This window comes from Propionispora vibrioides (genome assembly GCF_900110485.1).
Taxonomy (GTDB): Bacteria; Bacillota; Negativicutes; order Propionisporales; family Propionisporaceae; genus Propionispora; species Propionispora vibrioides.
This window is the reverse complement of sequence record NZ_FODY01000006.1, coordinates 59,047-74,078: the sequence shown is the minus strand read 5'-3', so window position 1 is coordinate 74,078 and position 15,032 is coordinate 59,047. Positions and strand designations below refer to the sequence as shown.

The window sequence follows — 15,032 nt, the reverse complement described above, 5'->3', positions numbered from 1 at the left end:
GCAGGTCTGGTTGTGGCTAAAGTTTTACATGGTAAAGGTGTAGTAACGGGCGTTGCAGTAGGTCAAGTAAAAATTTTAACAACGGATTTGACAGCTTATCTTGACAGCTATAATGCAGGTACGCCTGCTGAAGAAATTGAAAAACTAAAAGCTTCCATAGTAATTGCAACAGAAGAAATACAAAAGATTGTTGATAAAGCGCATAAAGCCGACGAGGAAAACCAGGCTGCTATTATGGAAGCACATATTCAAATATTGAATGATCCTGTGTTTGAAACCAGTATTTTTGACCGGATTGAGAAATCCATGTCAGCGCCGCGCGCGATGCTGGCTTCCGGAGAAGAATACGCATCGATGTTTGAGTCGATGAATAACGAGTACTTTAAAGAACGGGCAGCCGATGTCCGTGATGTCAGCAAGCGGGTTGTCCGGCACATTCTCGGGATTAAAGGCGTAGAGTTCGGTGATGAACCGATTATTTTATGTGCCGCCGAAATCGAACCGTCCGTCATGGCCGACATTCCGATTGAGAAAGTGCAAGGGGTTATTCTAGGCACAGGCAGTACGACCTCTCATGCGGTTATTATCGCCAAGTCCCGCGGCTTAGTCACCGTGGTAGGTTTGGCTGAATTCCTTGGTGATATCACCGATGGTGAACAGATTATTCTTGACGGCTATTCCGGTGAGGTTATTCTTTCGCCTGATCAGGAGCGCCTGTCCGAATATAAAACTATGCTGGAAGAACAGCAGGAACAACGGCGTCGTGACCTTGAAAATGTTAAGCTTCCGGCAGTTACGACCGATGGTGTCAAAGTGCAGTTGGCGGCTAACATTGGCGGTCCGGCCGATATGGATAACTCCTTGAAATTTGGTTGTGAAGGGATCGGCTTATTCCGTACCGAGTTCTTGTTCATGGGCCGTGAAAACATTCCGACCGAAGAAGAACAATTTAACGCATATAAACAAGTTGCTGAAAAATGCGGCGAGCACATTTGCGTTATTCGTACCATGGATATCGGTGGCGACAAACCGCTGCCCTATCTTCAGGTAGAAGAGGAAGAAAACCCGTTCCTGGGTTACCGGGCATTGCGTATCAGCCTGCAGCGTCCTGACGTATTTATTCCGCAGTTAAAAGCTTTATTGCGGGCTGCTGTATATGGCCAGATTGCCATTATGCTGCCGATGGTTATCGGTATCGGTGAAATTCGCAAGGCAAAAGCGTTTCTTGAACAGGCCAAAGAAGAGCTGAGAAAAGAAGGTAAAGAGTTTGCCGACAACGTGCCGGTGGGCATTATGATTGAAACCCCCGCGGCGGCTGTTACGGCCGATTTGCTGGCTAAGGAATGCGACTTCTTCAGTATTGGCACCAATGATTTGGTTCAATACACCCTGGCTGTTGACCGCGGCAATGTGCAGGTAAGTCCGCTGTACAATCAATTCCATCCAGCAGTATTAAAACTGATTGCCAACACCATTAAGGCAGCCCATGATCATGGTATTTGGGCCGGCATGTGCGGCGAAATGGCTGGCGACCCGCTGGCAACCGCTTTACTGGTAGCTATGGGTATGGATGAATTGAGTATGAGCGCTCCGGCTATACCACGTGTTAAAGAAATTGTCCGGAAGCTTTCGTCGGAACAGTGCAAGCAAATTCTTGACGAAGTCCTGGCTATGAACGATGCCGATGAAGTAAGAGATTATCTCCGCAAGAAATTCACGGTAAAACATAAATAATTATCTATGCAAACAGAGAAGTCATTGCATTTTGCAATGACTTCTTTCTTTTTGCGTGGAACAAAAGATACAAAATTTCTCATACTATACGATAGATCAGCTACTAATATCTTAAGGCTGACGAGGTACGCAGCGTTCTAGGCGGAAAGTTTGCGGCATTCTTCACAAAAACAGGAAGCTTCCCCTTGCTTTTAAGCAGGATTTATTTTACTGGCAGGGAAACCTAATAAGAAATCAGGTGGCAGCTTTGACGCGTAGGCGACATAGACAATTGCGCAGAAGGAGTCGTTAGAGATGAGACGCAGGACACGTATAGTATGGATCGGCGGAATTTTATGCTTCATTTGCCTTGCCGGGTTTCTTTATTTCCAGAATAGTCACCAGCGGCAGCAAGATAAGTCCTATGAAATAAAAAGGTCAGGAGCTGGCGGTACAGTGGACTTTTCGGCAACTGCCCATAAGATTCACGTGGCCGTGAACAATGCCCTTGCCGCCGCGGGTCTGCAGGCTGAGGCCGAGCAGGAAGGCGAGCAGCGGACAAAGCTGCAGGGAACCGAAGGAGCTGTTAGCTGGTCACAGCGTAAGGCCCTGGTTAAAGTTGCCGACGAAGCGACGGCGAAAAAGCTGGAGACGGCCTTGGCAGAGGCGGTACAAAGCATTCCGGCTAAAATCATTGAACGAAAGGCCGACCAATATCAAGGATATGAGGCTACTCGTTTGGATATTGGTTTGCAAAGCAAGGTGGATAACGAAACAATTACCTGCATTACCGATCAGCTTTATTTGGTTAATATGCCAAAACCGCAGGTTAAAGCAACTGAACCACAGCCAAAACCGACCAGGGCGCGGATGGCGATCGTTGTTGATGATTTTGGTTACGCCCGGGAGCCGATCACGGCCTATGCAACCATTGACCGTCCGTTGACTTTTGCCATTTTGCCTTATCGGATGTATAGCAATGAAGCGGCACAAGCAGGCAGCCGGTCAGACCGGCAATTGATTTTGCATCTGCCGATGGAACCGCTGGCGGCCAGTGAACAATCTGAGGCCACCACAATTACCGTACAGATGAGTGATGAGGAAATACGGAATACGGCTGATCAGGCAATCCGTTCCATACCGGGAATTATCGGTGTAAACAATCATCAGGGTTCCAGAGCGACGGCTGATAAGCGGGTGATGAGCCAGGTTTTGGGTGTGGTCAAAGAACATGGTCTATTCTTTTTGGATAGCCGGACAACTAGTAAGTCGGTGGCGATAGACGTAGCCGGTCCCCTGGGGATAAGAACCACTTCTAATGATCTTTTCCTGGATAACAACAATGAAGTGGATGCCATAAAACAGCAAATTCGTACGGCGGCCAATATGGCACTGCGTTATGGCGCGGTTACTGTGATCGGTCATGCCCGCCTTCATACGGCCACCGCAATTAAGGAAATGATTCCGGAGCTGGAGGCCAAGGGAATCCGTCTGGTTTTTGCATCGGAACTGCTGTCTTAGCAGACTCACCGGCTTCCTGGGCAAGAATTTTTCCCTCAGCCAGCCAGGACCAGTATTTCTTAGGAATGACCCGGCTGGCTAATTTGATATTTTTGCGGGTCGTGATATATTGAGAACGGTAGTAAGTCTCCCACAGTTCTTTAAAATTGTCCTGGGCCACATAGGGCTGATAGTGGTCAACCGACTCGCAGGTGATTGCCTTATTTTCCAGTACGAGAGCTCGATCGTCGAGGAGGAAAACCAGTTTGTGACCGGGATAGCGGGCGGCTAGTCTTTCAAGAATTAAATCGGCTGTTTGATGGAATAATTGAGGTACGGCGATTAAGGTCCGGTTATTCTCACCGGGAGAAAAACGGATAAAGCCGGTCATCCGATGTATTTCATGGGCAACGGCGCGGGTGCGCAGGACGAAAATCCGGCTGATATCGCCAATGCCGCATAAAGTATAGGCCGGCCCGTAAACAAGTGCCTGTTCCACGGCGGCAAAGATCACGGCCGACCGGTCGGCTGCGCCGTAACGTAAATTGGCATTGATATGGCGAAGCAAGGTTCGCACGGAGTCTGTAGCAAGCCAATCGGCCTGAAGGCCGCAGGACAACTGCAGTTGTTCGATTAAATCACGCAGTGAAAAACGGTTGGCATCATGACTTTCGGTAAGGGCAAATAAACCAAGACAGGTTTCTTCCCCTTTGATACAGGGAAGGTCGTTATGTAGTTTTGCCAGCAATGCAGCCTTAATGATGGAAGCCGGTGTCGGTGAGCAAAAGATCACGGGAATCCCCCCAGAGATTAAGTTGTTCGTAGACCGCCTTGCGGGGCCGGCTAAGCATGGTAAAACTGCCGAAATAACGGCCATTGACAGTGATAAATGGCAGAGCCCGTTTTAGGACAATACCGGCATGCTTCAATTCTGTTGGGTCGGCAAAACGATGCTCCCGGCGTACTTTGGTGATGGTAGCGGCTGACTTGGGGCCAATGCCGGGAATTTTCAGCAGATTGTGGTACGAGGCCTTGTTAATTTCCAGCGGAAACAGGTCCGGATGGTGCAGGGCATAAGCGAGTTTGGGGTCCATCTGCAGATCGAAGTTGCCGTCATTTTCAAAGACCAGATCATCTAAGGTAAAGTTATAAAAACGCAGCAGAAAATCCGATTGGTACAGTCGGTTTTCGCGCAATAAAGGAGCCGGTGCAATATCGGCCAGCGGTGTACCGCTTACGGGTTGGAAGGCGCTGAAGTAAGCCCGCTGCAGTCGATAATCACGGTAGAGCCGGTTGACAGAACCTATAATATCCCGGTCAGATTCACCAGCAGCACCTACGATGTATTGAGTGGAATGGGTTACTCCTTTTGTTGCTGTTATTTGCTTGCTGATGGCGGACATGCCTGACAACAGTTCAGCGTCAAATTGTTTGCTGTGGCTGAGTCGGGCCAGATGGACTGCTGTCGGGGCTTCCATATTGAGGGAGATCCGATTGGCAACCGCAGCGGCGGCCTGGATTTCACTTTCGCTGGAACCGGGCAGTATTTTAAGATGAATGTAACCGCCAAAGCGATAATGATTGCGCAGCAGTTCGGCAACCTTGATTATTTCGCCCATCGTGCGTGAGGTCGAATGAAGGATACCGGAACTCAAGAACAGGCCTTCCACATAGTTACGGCGATAGAAATCCATAAATAAACCGGCCAGTTCCTCCGCCCGGAAGGCGGTTCGGGGAATATCGCGGGCTGTCCGGTTGGGGCAGTAGGCGCAATCTTTCTCGCAATAATTGGTTAATAATACTTTGAACAGGGAAATACATCGTCCGTCCGGAGTAAACGAGTGACAGACACCGCTAGGCAGACTGCGTCCTATAGCGGTGTTTTTAAACCGGTTGTTCTGGGACGAGGTGGAAGCGCACACATCATATTTGGCACTTTCGCCTAAAAGCTTTAATTTATTTTCCATGTTCTCACCTTTTGTTCTGTGGTCTGGTTAAAGCCGGTACTGTTGCCGGCTGGTAGCCTGATATACTTAGTATACAACACGAACAAGTGTTTGGCAAACGTTTGTTTGCTATTGCTTTTCCTGATTGACACAGGGTATACTGAATCTAAAAAGATTCTGCATTTTTATGGACAATACAAATTTTTTATAGGAAAAGCGCAAAACTACGTCAAATAATAGCAAAGAAAAATAGAATGAGGTGATAGCTTGTCTAAACCAATTTATATAATAGGGCACCGCAATCCGGATACCGATTCCATATGCTCGGCGATTGGCTATGCATTTCTAAAGGAAGCTTTAGGAGCCGATGTTATTGCGGCAAGGGCCGGAAAAATCAATACGGAAACCAAGTTTGTCCTGGAGACGCTCGGCGTGGAACCGCCTAAGCTGATCAGCGATCTATACCCACGGGTAAAAGATGTAATGAGCTATAACAGTGTTTCGATTCACCCCAAAGCAACGCTGCGTGAACTGGGTAATAGTATGAAGCAAAACAAACTGAAATCAATTGCCGTTATTGACGATGAGCAGAAACTGGTGGGTGTAGTTTCTGCCGGTGATCTGGCTAACCGGTATTTCGAAGAAGTGGAAATGCAAGATTTGGCACAAGGCGAAGTTGATTTCTATGGTGTACAGCGAGCACTTGACGGGGAAGTCATTTGCGGTAAGAATTTGGAACGCAAGGTGGAAGGCGAAGTCCGCATTGCAGCAGCCAGGATTTTTACCATCTTGAATATTGCCTGTCCGGGCGATATTATGCTGGTATCCAATAATTTTGACGCCCAAATGGCGTGCATCCAAAAAGGGGTTGCCTGCCTGATTGTGACCAGTGAGCGGGCGGTGGAAGAAGAAGTAATCGACGCAGCCAACAAGCAGGGCGTCATTATTATCCGTTCGCCCTATGATACATACACTTGCGCCCGGTTGATCAACCAGAGTATACCGGTTCGGATGATTATGCAGAAGAAAATCATATCCTTCCGGTCCGACGACCTGTTAAGCGATGTGAAAAAGGTCATGGCCAGCACCAATTACCGAAGTTATCCCGTGCTGGATCATGGAAAGCTGATTGGCTATATTACCAGAGATCATCTGCTTAACAAGACTAAGGAGAAAGTCATTCTAGTCGATCATAATGAACAGAGTCAAGCGGTGGAGGGAATCGAGGAAGCTAAAATTATTGAAATTATTGACCATCACCGTCTTGGCGGGCTGCGGACAAGTGAACCGATTTTTATCCGTCATGAACCGGTGGGCTGCACGGCTACTATTGTTGCCAACATGCTGTGGCATCGTGACGTTGAAATTCCTCCGAAGATTGCCGGACTTTTAATGGCAGCCATTATTTCTGACACTATGTTGTTTAAATCACCGACCGCCACGCCGAAAGACCGGGATACAGCGGAGAAATTGGCTGTGTTGGCCGGACTTAATCTGGAGGAGTTTGGCATGGCCGTGCTGCGGGCCGGTACCAGGCTGGGCGATATGACGGTTTCGGAGTTGCTGCGTTATGATGTAAAGGAATTCCAGATCGGTGAATACCGCGTGGCTGTAGCTCAGTTGTCGGTGCTTGACCCGGAAGAAATTCTGGGAGCCAGGGAACAGATTGAAGAGGATATGGAAAGCATGTGCCACCGGGGGCATTATGACATTGTGTTGTTCATGATCACCGATATTATTAAAGAAGGAACTTATCTGTTATATAGCGGTAAGCAGAGTGTACTGATTGCGGAAGCTTTCGGCAGTGGCGAGGGCGAGGAACTACTTTACCTGCCGGGCGTCATGTCCCGGAAAAAACAAATTATTCCGCCGTTGTCGGAGGCGGCCAGGGAAAAGTTTTTGTAATTTGAAGACATGCCCTGAGTATTGCTGCAAACATAGACAGGCTTATGCGCTGGATAAATGGAAAAACATTTATCCAGCGTAATTTTTGTAGGGTGTGTCTTCACAATTAGTGAATGGTCAATGGCGAGTAGTAATTTCTGCGCCAGACGAGGTATAAGTTAAAGAGCACGCTAAATTTTGCAGGAATAGCTCTATTTTAAAAAAAGGTTTAACAAAGTATGGCAAGAAAGCGCTGTCAGGGATCATTCCGAACAGTTTGAAGACATGCTCTAACCAAGCTGAGGATTTTTTTCGGTAAAAAGGGAATAGGCCCAAGATGGAGAACTTAAATTAAGTCTAAGGAACTGCATAGTGGAGGAATACATGACGAACCATATTATTGATCAACTTAATCCCGCGCAGGCTTCGGCCGCAACACATGTTAGCGGTCCGCTGCTGATCATGGCCGGCGCCGGATCGGGAAAAACCAAGGTATTAACCTGCCGGATTGCCTATTTACTGCAGCAGGGGGTGGCACCCTGGAACATTCTGGCGATTACCTTTACCAATAAGGCGGCAGCTGAAATGAAAGAACGGGTGTACAACATGGTAGGCAGTACGGCCCGCGATATCTGGCTGAGCACCTTTCACGCCTTTTGTGCCCGGTTTCTGCGCATGGAAATCGAGAACCTGGTAAGATACAAGAAGAATTTTGTTATTTATGACAGCGGCGATACACAGGCGCTGGTTAAGATGTGCCTGAAAGAACTGAATCTGGATGAAAAACAGTATACGCCGGGGGCGATTCAGTCGGCAATTTCCAATGCGAAAAACGGGCTGATTGATGCCCGGAAATTTGCCAAAGAAGCTGATACCTTCTATGCGCAGAAAGTAGCTGAAGTATACGAATTATACCAGCAGAAGCTGCTTAACAATAACGCTGTGGATTTTGATGATTTACTGATGCTGTCGGTGCAGCTCTTGGAGCAAAACGAGGAAGTCCGGGAAAAATATCAGCAGAAATTCCAGTACATCATGATTGACGAATATCAGGATACAAACCGTGCCCAGTATTTGCTGGCTCGCTTCCTGGCTGAAAAGCACCGGAATATCTGCGTAGTTGGTGATGCAGACCAAAGTATTTATGCTTGGCGGGGCGCCGATATCCGCAATATTATGGATTTTGAGCAGGATTATCCGGAGGCCGTCACTATCAAACTGGAGCAGAACTACCGGTCAACGCAAACGATTCTTGATGCCGCCAATGCGGTTATTGAAAACAATACGGAGCGCAAACCCAAGTCGCTGTGGACAGATAATCCGAAGGGGGATTCAATTTCCTATTATTTGGCCCACGATGAACGTGATGAAGCTCAATTTATTGCAGATACTATGATGACATTGAATACCGCACAGCATGTCTCTTATGGGGATATGGCCGTGCTCTACCGGACCAATGCGCAGTCGCGGGTCGTGGAAGAGGCCTTTATGAAAGCCGGTATTGCGTACACCATGGTCGGCGGTCTGAAATTTTATGACCGTAAAGAGATTAAAGATATGCTGGCCTATTTGAAGGTTATTTTTAATCCTGCCGATACAATCAGCCTGCTCAGGATTATCAATGTACCCCGCCGCGGCATTGGTGAAACCAGCATTGCCCGTCTTAATGACTACGCCGTACAGCACGGGATGAGTCTGTTTGATGTGATCAGCAATCCCGATCTGGTGCCTGATCTGACCGCCCGGGCCAAGCGCCCGCTGGAGAACCTGGCGGAGCTGATCTTTAACCTTATGGCGGCAGCCGGTCAATTGCCGGTAGTTCAATTGATCGAAAAGGTCATGGATGAGACCGGATATATTGCCGAACTGGAAAAGGAACATACGCCGCAGGACGAAGCCCGACTGGAGAACTTGCGGGAACTGCTGTCGGTAGCCAAAGAATTTGCTGCCGGCGAAGAGGATAATACACTGGAAAACTTCTTAAGCCATGTTTCACTGGTTTCCGATATTGATACGGCGGAGCTGGAGGAGGCAAGGGTAACTCTGATGACGTTGCATTCAGCCAAGGGACTGGAGTTTCCGGTTGTATTCCTGTGTGGTATGGAGGAAGGGATCTTTCCTCATGCCCGGACCTTGATGAATGAAAGTGAAATCGAAGAGGAACGGCGCATTTGCTATGTGGGAATAACCCGGGCCAGGAGAAAGTTATATTTATCCAATGCGCGGATGCGTACCATTTACGGAAGGACCACCATGTATCCTCCGTCGCGGTTTTTACTGGAAATTCCGCCCCAGATGCTGGAGCGGCAACAGCGCAAAATGGAACGGTACGACAGTGGGTATGCCCGGCAAGGCAGTTTTGGTGTGCAGCGAACGGCTATGCCTGCCGCTGCTCCCCCGATGGTGCGGCAGCCTTTACCTCAGACCGGCGGACAGCAGACGGCAGCTAATTGGCAGGCCGGCGACAAAGTTCAGCATGGCAAATGGGGGATTGGCACTGTTGTGGAGGTACGCGGCAGCGGTGAGGGACAGGAATTGAAAATTGCCTTTCCTAATCAGGGAATTAAACAGCTAATGACCAAATTTGCACCGATTTATAAAGTGTAAGTGATATAACTAGGAGTGAACCAAATGCCTAATGATAAATTACCGGGCACGTTGCCGGAAGCCGAACGTGAGGCGGCGTTCTTACGGGAGCAGATTCAGTACCATACACACCGTTATTATGTGCTGGATGAGCCTGAAATCAGCGATCCTGAATTTGATAAGCTCATGCGGCGCTTGCTGCGTCTGGAAGAGGCTTTTCCCAGCCTGGTAACCCCGGCTTCGCCGACCCAGCGAGTGGGGGGCGTACCGGCCGAAGGCTTTACCCGTGTTGCCCATCTCACCCCCATGCGCAGCCTGGGCAATACTTTTTCCGAAAGTGAACTATTGGCTTTTCATCAGCGTGTTGTCAGTGGTCTTGACGGTAAACCGGAAGCAGAAATTGAATATGTGGTAGAACTCAAAATAGACGGTTTGGCCATTGACCTGGTCTATGAGAACGGGCATTTGCTGCGGGGGGCCACCCGGGGAGATGGTACCGAGGGCGAGGATGTGACCGGTAATATCCGTACGGTGCGCGCTATTCCCTTGCTGCTGCGGGCAGAGCAGCAACCCCTGCCGCCCGTACTGGAGGTGCGGGGAGAAATCTACATGCCCCGCCGTGAATTTGACCGCCTGAACCTGGAGCGCCGCGAAGCCGGTGAACCGGAGTTGGCTAATCCGCGCAATGCCGCCGCCGGATCGCTGCGTCAGCTTGATCCGCGGATGACAGCCAAACGGGCGTTGGATGCATTTATTTACGGCATTGGTGTGCATGAGGGTATCGAACTGGAAACTCATGCGGAGACCTTGCAATATTTAGCCGCTCTGGGTCTAAAGGTCAATCCCTATTATAAAGTTTGTAGCACCATGCAGGAAGTGATCGACTACTGTTTGAGCTGGACGGAAAAACGTGGAGAGCTGCCTTATGACATTGACGGAATGGTCATCAAGGTAAATTCCTTGGCTGATCAGGAACGGCTGGGTTATACTGCCAAGGACCCTCGTTGGGCCATTGCCTATAAGTTTCCCACCGAACAGGCCGTTACTACCGTGGAGGATATCTTTGTGGGCGTGGGCCGGACGGGCGTGCTGACGCCGACAGCCATTCTGCGCCCCGTGAGGGTTGCCGGATCGACAGTGAGCCGTGCCACCTTGCACAATCAGGATTTTATTGAGGAAAAGGACATTCGTGTTGGCGATACCGTTATTATCCATAAAGCCGGTGAGGTTATCCCCGAGGTGGTTTCGGTAATCAAGGAAAAACGCAGTGGTCAGGAGATGCCCTTTGTTATGCCGGCACAATGTCCGGAATGTTTTTCGCCGGTGGTGCGGCAAGAGGGCGAGGCGGCGCACAAGTGTACCAATCCGCAGTGTCCGGCGCTTATTCGTGAAGGGCTGATCCACTTTGTCTCCCGGGATGCCATGAATATCGACGGGCTGGGACCTTCGATTTTAACTGCCCTGCTGGAGGCAGAGCTGGTGAATGACGTGGCTGATTTGTATAGGGTAACCGTCGAAAAGCTGGTGCCCATAGAGCGGTTAGGGCAGAAGTCGGCCCAGAATCTGGTCAATGCCATTGAAAAGAGCAAAAGCGCCGGACTGGCAAGATTACTCTTTGCCTTGGGTATACGCTATGTGGGAGTTAAAGCTGCCGGTATTTTGGCCAGGCATTTCGGCAGTATGGAAGCTGTCCGGGCCGCCAGTGCCGAGGAACTTCGCGAATTGGATGAGATCGGGGAAAAAATAGCCGAAAGTGTGGTGGCTTATTTTGCCGTGCCGGACAATATTGCTCTCTTGGAAAAGTTGGCCGCTGCCGGCGTGAAAATGACGGAAGATGTGGTGAAAACAGATAAAAAGCTGATTTTTACCAAGCAAACCTTTGTCTTGACCGGCACACTGCCTACCATGACCAGGCAGGAAGCGGCGGCACTCATTGAAAGCTTCGGCGGCAAAGTGTCAGGGTCGGTCAGCAAAAAAACCGATTATGTCCTGGCAGGCGCAGAAGCCGGTGGAAAATTAGAAAAGGCGCAGACCTTGGGCGTCACCATTCTTGATGAAGACCAATTCCTGCGCCTGTGTGCCGGGGCAGAGGATTAATTTAGTTTCAATAGCATTTCTTTGGTCAGATTGTCCCAGAGTTTCCGGTCCGGGCCGGAATTGATGATCGCAAAGACATAATAGTCCGAGTTCTTTTCCAATAAGTAGGTTTTAACAGCAAAAGGCTGGATTAGTTTATAGGTGCGGACAGCCATACTGCCACCGGCGCTGATCATTTGCAGCTTTCCCTTTTTAGTATATTCAAAGGGATAGAACTCCAGCAGTTCAAAGGAAAAGGATGTCTTTAGCTCCGGTGTGGAAGCGATGGCGTCCTGGATGGCTTTTTCAGTCAGTGCTTTTAGCTCTGACTGCTTTTTTTTGTCATAGGTTTTCATTTCGCCGAGAAAACGGCCTGCTGCTTCCTTCATGTTCGGCGGGAGCTTGGCCGCCAGAACAAACGCTTGATTGTAAGAGCCGTTCTGTTTCAAGGCAAACTGATAGGCGCCGATGTCATACTGATTTAACGCCGTTCTCAGGTTTTCTTCCGATATTTTCTTGGGTATTTCGCCGGTGCTACTGGAGCCTTCCTTTGCCTCTTTCTCTTCTTGCAGTTTTTCACCCATCTTTATGATCTCGATAAATACGTCTTTCATATCGATGATTTCCAGTTGAGACGGTATTTCCAGGGTGCCCAGGAAGGAGATGGTGGAATCCGGTTTCTTGTCTGTTTGGGCGGCGGCATAGCCGAGGGAAGGCAAAGCGCTGGCACTTACCAGGGTTAGTATGATTAGCAGGTTTTTAACAAGTCTACTCATTGTATCGCTCCTTACTATACGTCAATATGTTGATATTTTATCATATTTTTGCCAGTTGCAGGGAAGCAACTTTTCTGAAAGTCCCTTTTCAGGAAGGTTTGTCCAGAAGTTCCGAAAGGGTTTTGGGCAGATATAAAGTATATGTAACTATAGCAGCTTGAAAATGGAATTTTAGCCTAAAGGGGGATAGCTCTATGCATAAGGTGTATGCTATTATTGGGCCGCCGGCATCAGGAAAAAGCTCAATTGTCAAAAGCTTGTACGACCAATATGAGATTCCGGCACTGGTCAGCCATACGACGAGAGCGCCCAAAGCAGGAGAGCGGCAAGGCATCGACTACTATTTTACTGATAAAACCGAATTTACGCAGACGGCCTTTTTAGAAAAGGTGAACTATTCCGGAGCCTACTACGGACTGAGCAAGGAAGAAGTGACCAATAAAGTGAGCAGTTATCCTGTCTCGGTGGTCGATGTTAGTCTGGCCGGGTTTGAACAACTGAAAAAGATTCTGGGCGAACGGGTGGAATCCATTTATGTTTTAGTCGATAAAGATACGATTTTAAACCGGTACATTCTGCAGGGCGCCGATCTGGAAGATATTAAAAAGCGGCTTGATTATGCCGAACTTAGTGGTGAGTTTAATAACTGGCAGATGGCCGATCATGTGGTAAAGAACACGGGAACGATGGCTAATGCGGTAAGACAGATTTTAGCGATTATGGATCTGGTAAGCTTTAAAAAACGAGAAGAGTAATCGTGTAAAAAAGAGGTTCTAGCCGTAAGCTGAACCTCTTTTTTACAGGCTAGTACATTGTCAGTCTTAAAAGCAGTAGAAGAATAGACCGCCAGTTTTCACAGGATTAAGGTTGATAACGTACTAGTATTTCTGAATCAGATATACGCCGCTGACTAGCAGGGCCAGGCCGGCGATACGGAACGGGCTGACTGTGTGAATGCTGAATCCCAGCAGTCCGTAATGTTCCAGGATGATCGAAAGCAGCAACTGGCCCAGTACGGTCAGGCTGAGCATATTGGCCGGACCGATCAAAGGAGTCAGCATGATAACGGCATACACATAAAAGGCCCCCAGCAGCCCGCCGCACCATTTCCACCAACTAATCTGAGTTAAACTGGCCAGAGGCGGAATGGAGCCGTTGGTTACCAGAACGCAGATCAATAGTGCCACTGAACCGACCGCAAAGCTGATCAGCGATGCCAGTACCGGATTGCCCAGAGCGGTACGCAGTTGGGTATTCAGACCGGCCTGGAAGGTAATGCCCAGGCCGGCGCAAAACGATAAAAGCAAATATAACATAAGAAATTCCTCCTGTGTGTAATCCATGAAAAGCAATAAAAGCGACAAAGAGGTGTTAGTTTGAGTGAGATTAAGCTGGGGCAAGAAGCGGAAACAGAAGTATTGCGTGCAATAAAGGAGTTCTTTCTTACCGAACGGGATGAAGAACTCAGTGATTTTCAGGCAGCGGTACTGCTGGACTTTATGGTGCGGCAGATCGGACCTTATTTTTACAATCAGGCGGTCGCCGATGCACAGGCGTTAATGACTAAAAAAGTAGAAGAGCTATATGGACTGGAAAAGCGGATTGACAATAAGCGCGGCAAAAAATAGTGGGATTTCATCCTGCATCCTTTGATTTAAGATAGGAACCTGTCACCACCTGGGTTATTGCTGGTAGTTAGGCAGCTTGTTCAGCAGCCGGTAGAGCAGGTCGTCCAGGATATAGTCTGGCCGGCCGCTAAGCAGGAAGGTACCTCGGTAAGTTTGCCGGTCACGAACTGTTAGGAAGGAATCGGAGCTTTTTTGATAGCTGGCGATATGTAAGGCGACATCGGTTTCCTGAACCTCCTCATTATCCCAGGTACGGTGCGTGAGCGCGCGGAAGGAGGTAACCTCGGCCGCAATGACAATGTCCGCTTGCGTGGCGGCTGCCATGGCCTGCAACAGGGCTTTATCAAGTACTGGCTTGCCGTTGTGCGTTTGTATAGCTGTATAATCGGTCTGGATCGTGTCTGCCGGCAAAAGTTCAAAGACCGGTACCAGTGAGGCTAACGAAGTATGGAATTTCCGTTTCAGAGCTTGGGTGATCTGACGCTCATAGGCCTGGTCCAGCTTTATATAGCCGGGGGTTATGACCGGCAGGATAGCTACTTTTTGCGGTTGAGCGGCAAGGCAGGTAGTAAAGGACAAGATAATTGACATGCTCAGCAGAAAAAGAAAGATTTTTTTTCTCATAACAAAAGACTCCTTATTGTGGATTTAGCCAGCGCTACGGCCCAGTATGTCTTTGGTTTAGTTATCCATCATTCTTTATTCAGCATTTGGTGTTAATATCCTTTAACGTAAAACAGTGCTTTTATGCATGGGTGGTTCGAGTTGAATTCTGTTGAAGCAAAAAGCCGTCAGTTCCGAGGTGGCTCGTAATGTAAAACAGGCCGAATTCCCTGACAGCGGCAATATATTATTGAATCAACGGTTTCATTCTTTCTGTGCCGTGGTATAATATTATGGTATAATATAGGTCTTATGGAATG

Annotated in this window: 12 protein-coding genes; 7 read left to right on the top strand and 5 right to left on the bottom strand. The window is 48.6% G+C overall.

Features of this window, described 5'->3' with window-relative positions; all coding sequences use genetic code 11:
* Positions 1-12 precede the first annotated feature (12 nt).
* Entirely contained in the window at positions 13-1,734 is a 1,722-nt protein-coding gene (ptsP, locus tag BMW43_RS06980) for a phosphoenolpyruvate--protein phosphotransferase (RefSeq protein WP_091745156.1), read from the top strand.
* Between the two features lie 294 nt (positions 1,735-2,028).
* Positions 2,029-3,234, top strand: a complete 1,206-nt coding sequence (locus tag BMW43_RS06975) for a divergent polysaccharide deacetylase family protein (protein WP_091745154.1) — start codon at positions 2,029-2,031, stop codon at positions 3,232-3,234.
* On the opposite strand, the gene BMW43_RS06970 is transcribed toward BMW43_RS06975, so the two are convergent.
* Positions 3,164-4,006 (bottom strand): DUF4130 domain-containing protein, encoded by an 843-nt coding sequence (locus BMW43_RS06970; protein ID WP_177173492.1) that lies wholly within the window; start codon positions 4,004-4,006, stop codon positions 3,164-3,166. The two genes, BMW43_RS06975 and BMW43_RS06970, sit on opposite strands and share 71 nt — an antisense overlap.
* Entirely contained in the window at positions 3,969-5,180 is a 1,212-nt protein-coding gene (locus BMW43_RS06965) for a putative DNA modification/repair radical SAM protein (RefSeq protein ID WP_091745150.1), read from the bottom strand. The genes BMW43_RS06970 and BMW43_RS06965 overlap by 38 nt, the downstream gene beginning before the upstream one ends.
* 246 nt (positions 5,181-5,426) lie before the next feature.
* Between BMW43_RS06965 and BMW43_RS06960 the strand changes: the two genes are divergently transcribed.
* The 3 genes from BMW43_RS06960 (at position 5,427) to ligA (ending at position 11,726) form a co-directional block, all read left to right on the top strand.
* The gene (locus tag BMW43_RS06960; protein WP_091745149.1) at positions 5,427-7,064 is read left to right on the top strand and encodes a putative manganese-dependent inorganic diphosphatase; all 1,638 of its coding nucleotides are present in this window, start codon (positions 5,427-5,429) and stop codon (positions 7,062-7,064) included.
* 363 nt (positions 7,065-7,427) lie between these two features.
* Positions 7,428-9,650 carry a DNA helicase PcrA gene (pcrA, locus tag BMW43_RS06955; RefSeq protein WP_091745148.1) on the top strand — a complete coding sequence of 741 codons (2,223 nt, stop codon included), beginning with the start codon at positions 7,428-7,430 and terminating at the stop codon, positions 9,648-9,650.
* 24 nt (positions 9,651-9,674) lie between these two features.
* Positions 9,675-11,726: an NAD-dependent DNA ligase LigA gene (gene ligA / locus BMW43_RS06950; RefSeq protein ID WP_091745147.1), complete on the top strand. Its 2,052-nt coding sequence runs from the start codon at positions 9,675-9,677 to the stop codon at positions 11,724-11,726.
* On the opposite strand, the gene BMW43_RS06945 is transcribed toward ligA, so the two are convergent.
* Positions 11,723-12,481, bottom strand: a complete 759-nt coding sequence (locus BMW43_RS06945; RefSeq protein WP_091745146.1) for a hypothetical protein — start codon at positions 12,479-12,481, stop codon at positions 11,723-11,725. The genes ligA and BMW43_RS06945 overlap by 4 nt on opposite strands.
* Positions 12,482-12,675: 194 nt before the next feature.
* On the opposite strand from BMW43_RS06945, the gene BMW43_RS06940 reads away from it, so the two are divergent.
* Positions 12,676-13,236, top strand: coding sequence for a GTPase (locus tag BMW43_RS06940; protein WP_091745145.1), 561 nt, complete (start codon positions 12,676-12,678; stop codon positions 13,234-13,236).
* Between the two features lie 123 nt (positions 13,237-13,359).
* On the opposite strand, the gene BMW43_RS06935 is transcribed toward BMW43_RS06940, so the two are convergent.
* Positions 13,360-13,797 carry a DMT family transporter gene (locus tag BMW43_RS06935; RefSeq protein ID WP_091745143.1) on the bottom strand — a complete coding sequence of 146 codons (438 nt, stop codon included), beginning with the start codon at positions 13,795-13,797 and terminating at the stop codon, positions 13,360-13,362.
* A 60-nt stretch (positions 13,798-13,857) separates the two neighbouring features.
* Between BMW43_RS06935 and BMW43_RS06930 the strand changes: the two genes are divergently transcribed.
* Positions 13,858-14,109, top strand: coding sequence for a DUF2164 domain-containing protein (locus BMW43_RS06930; RefSeq protein ID WP_091745141.1), 252 nt, complete (start codon positions 13,858-13,860; stop codon positions 14,107-14,109).
* Between the two features lie 54 nt (positions 14,110-14,163).
* Here the strand turns inward: BMW43_RS06930 and BMW43_RS06925 are convergent, their stop codons facing one another.
* Entirely contained in the window at positions 14,164-14,733 is a 570-nt protein-coding gene (locus tag BMW43_RS06925) for a hypothetical protein (protein WP_091745139.1), read from the bottom strand.
* Positions 14,734-15,032: the final 299 nt, after the last annotated feature.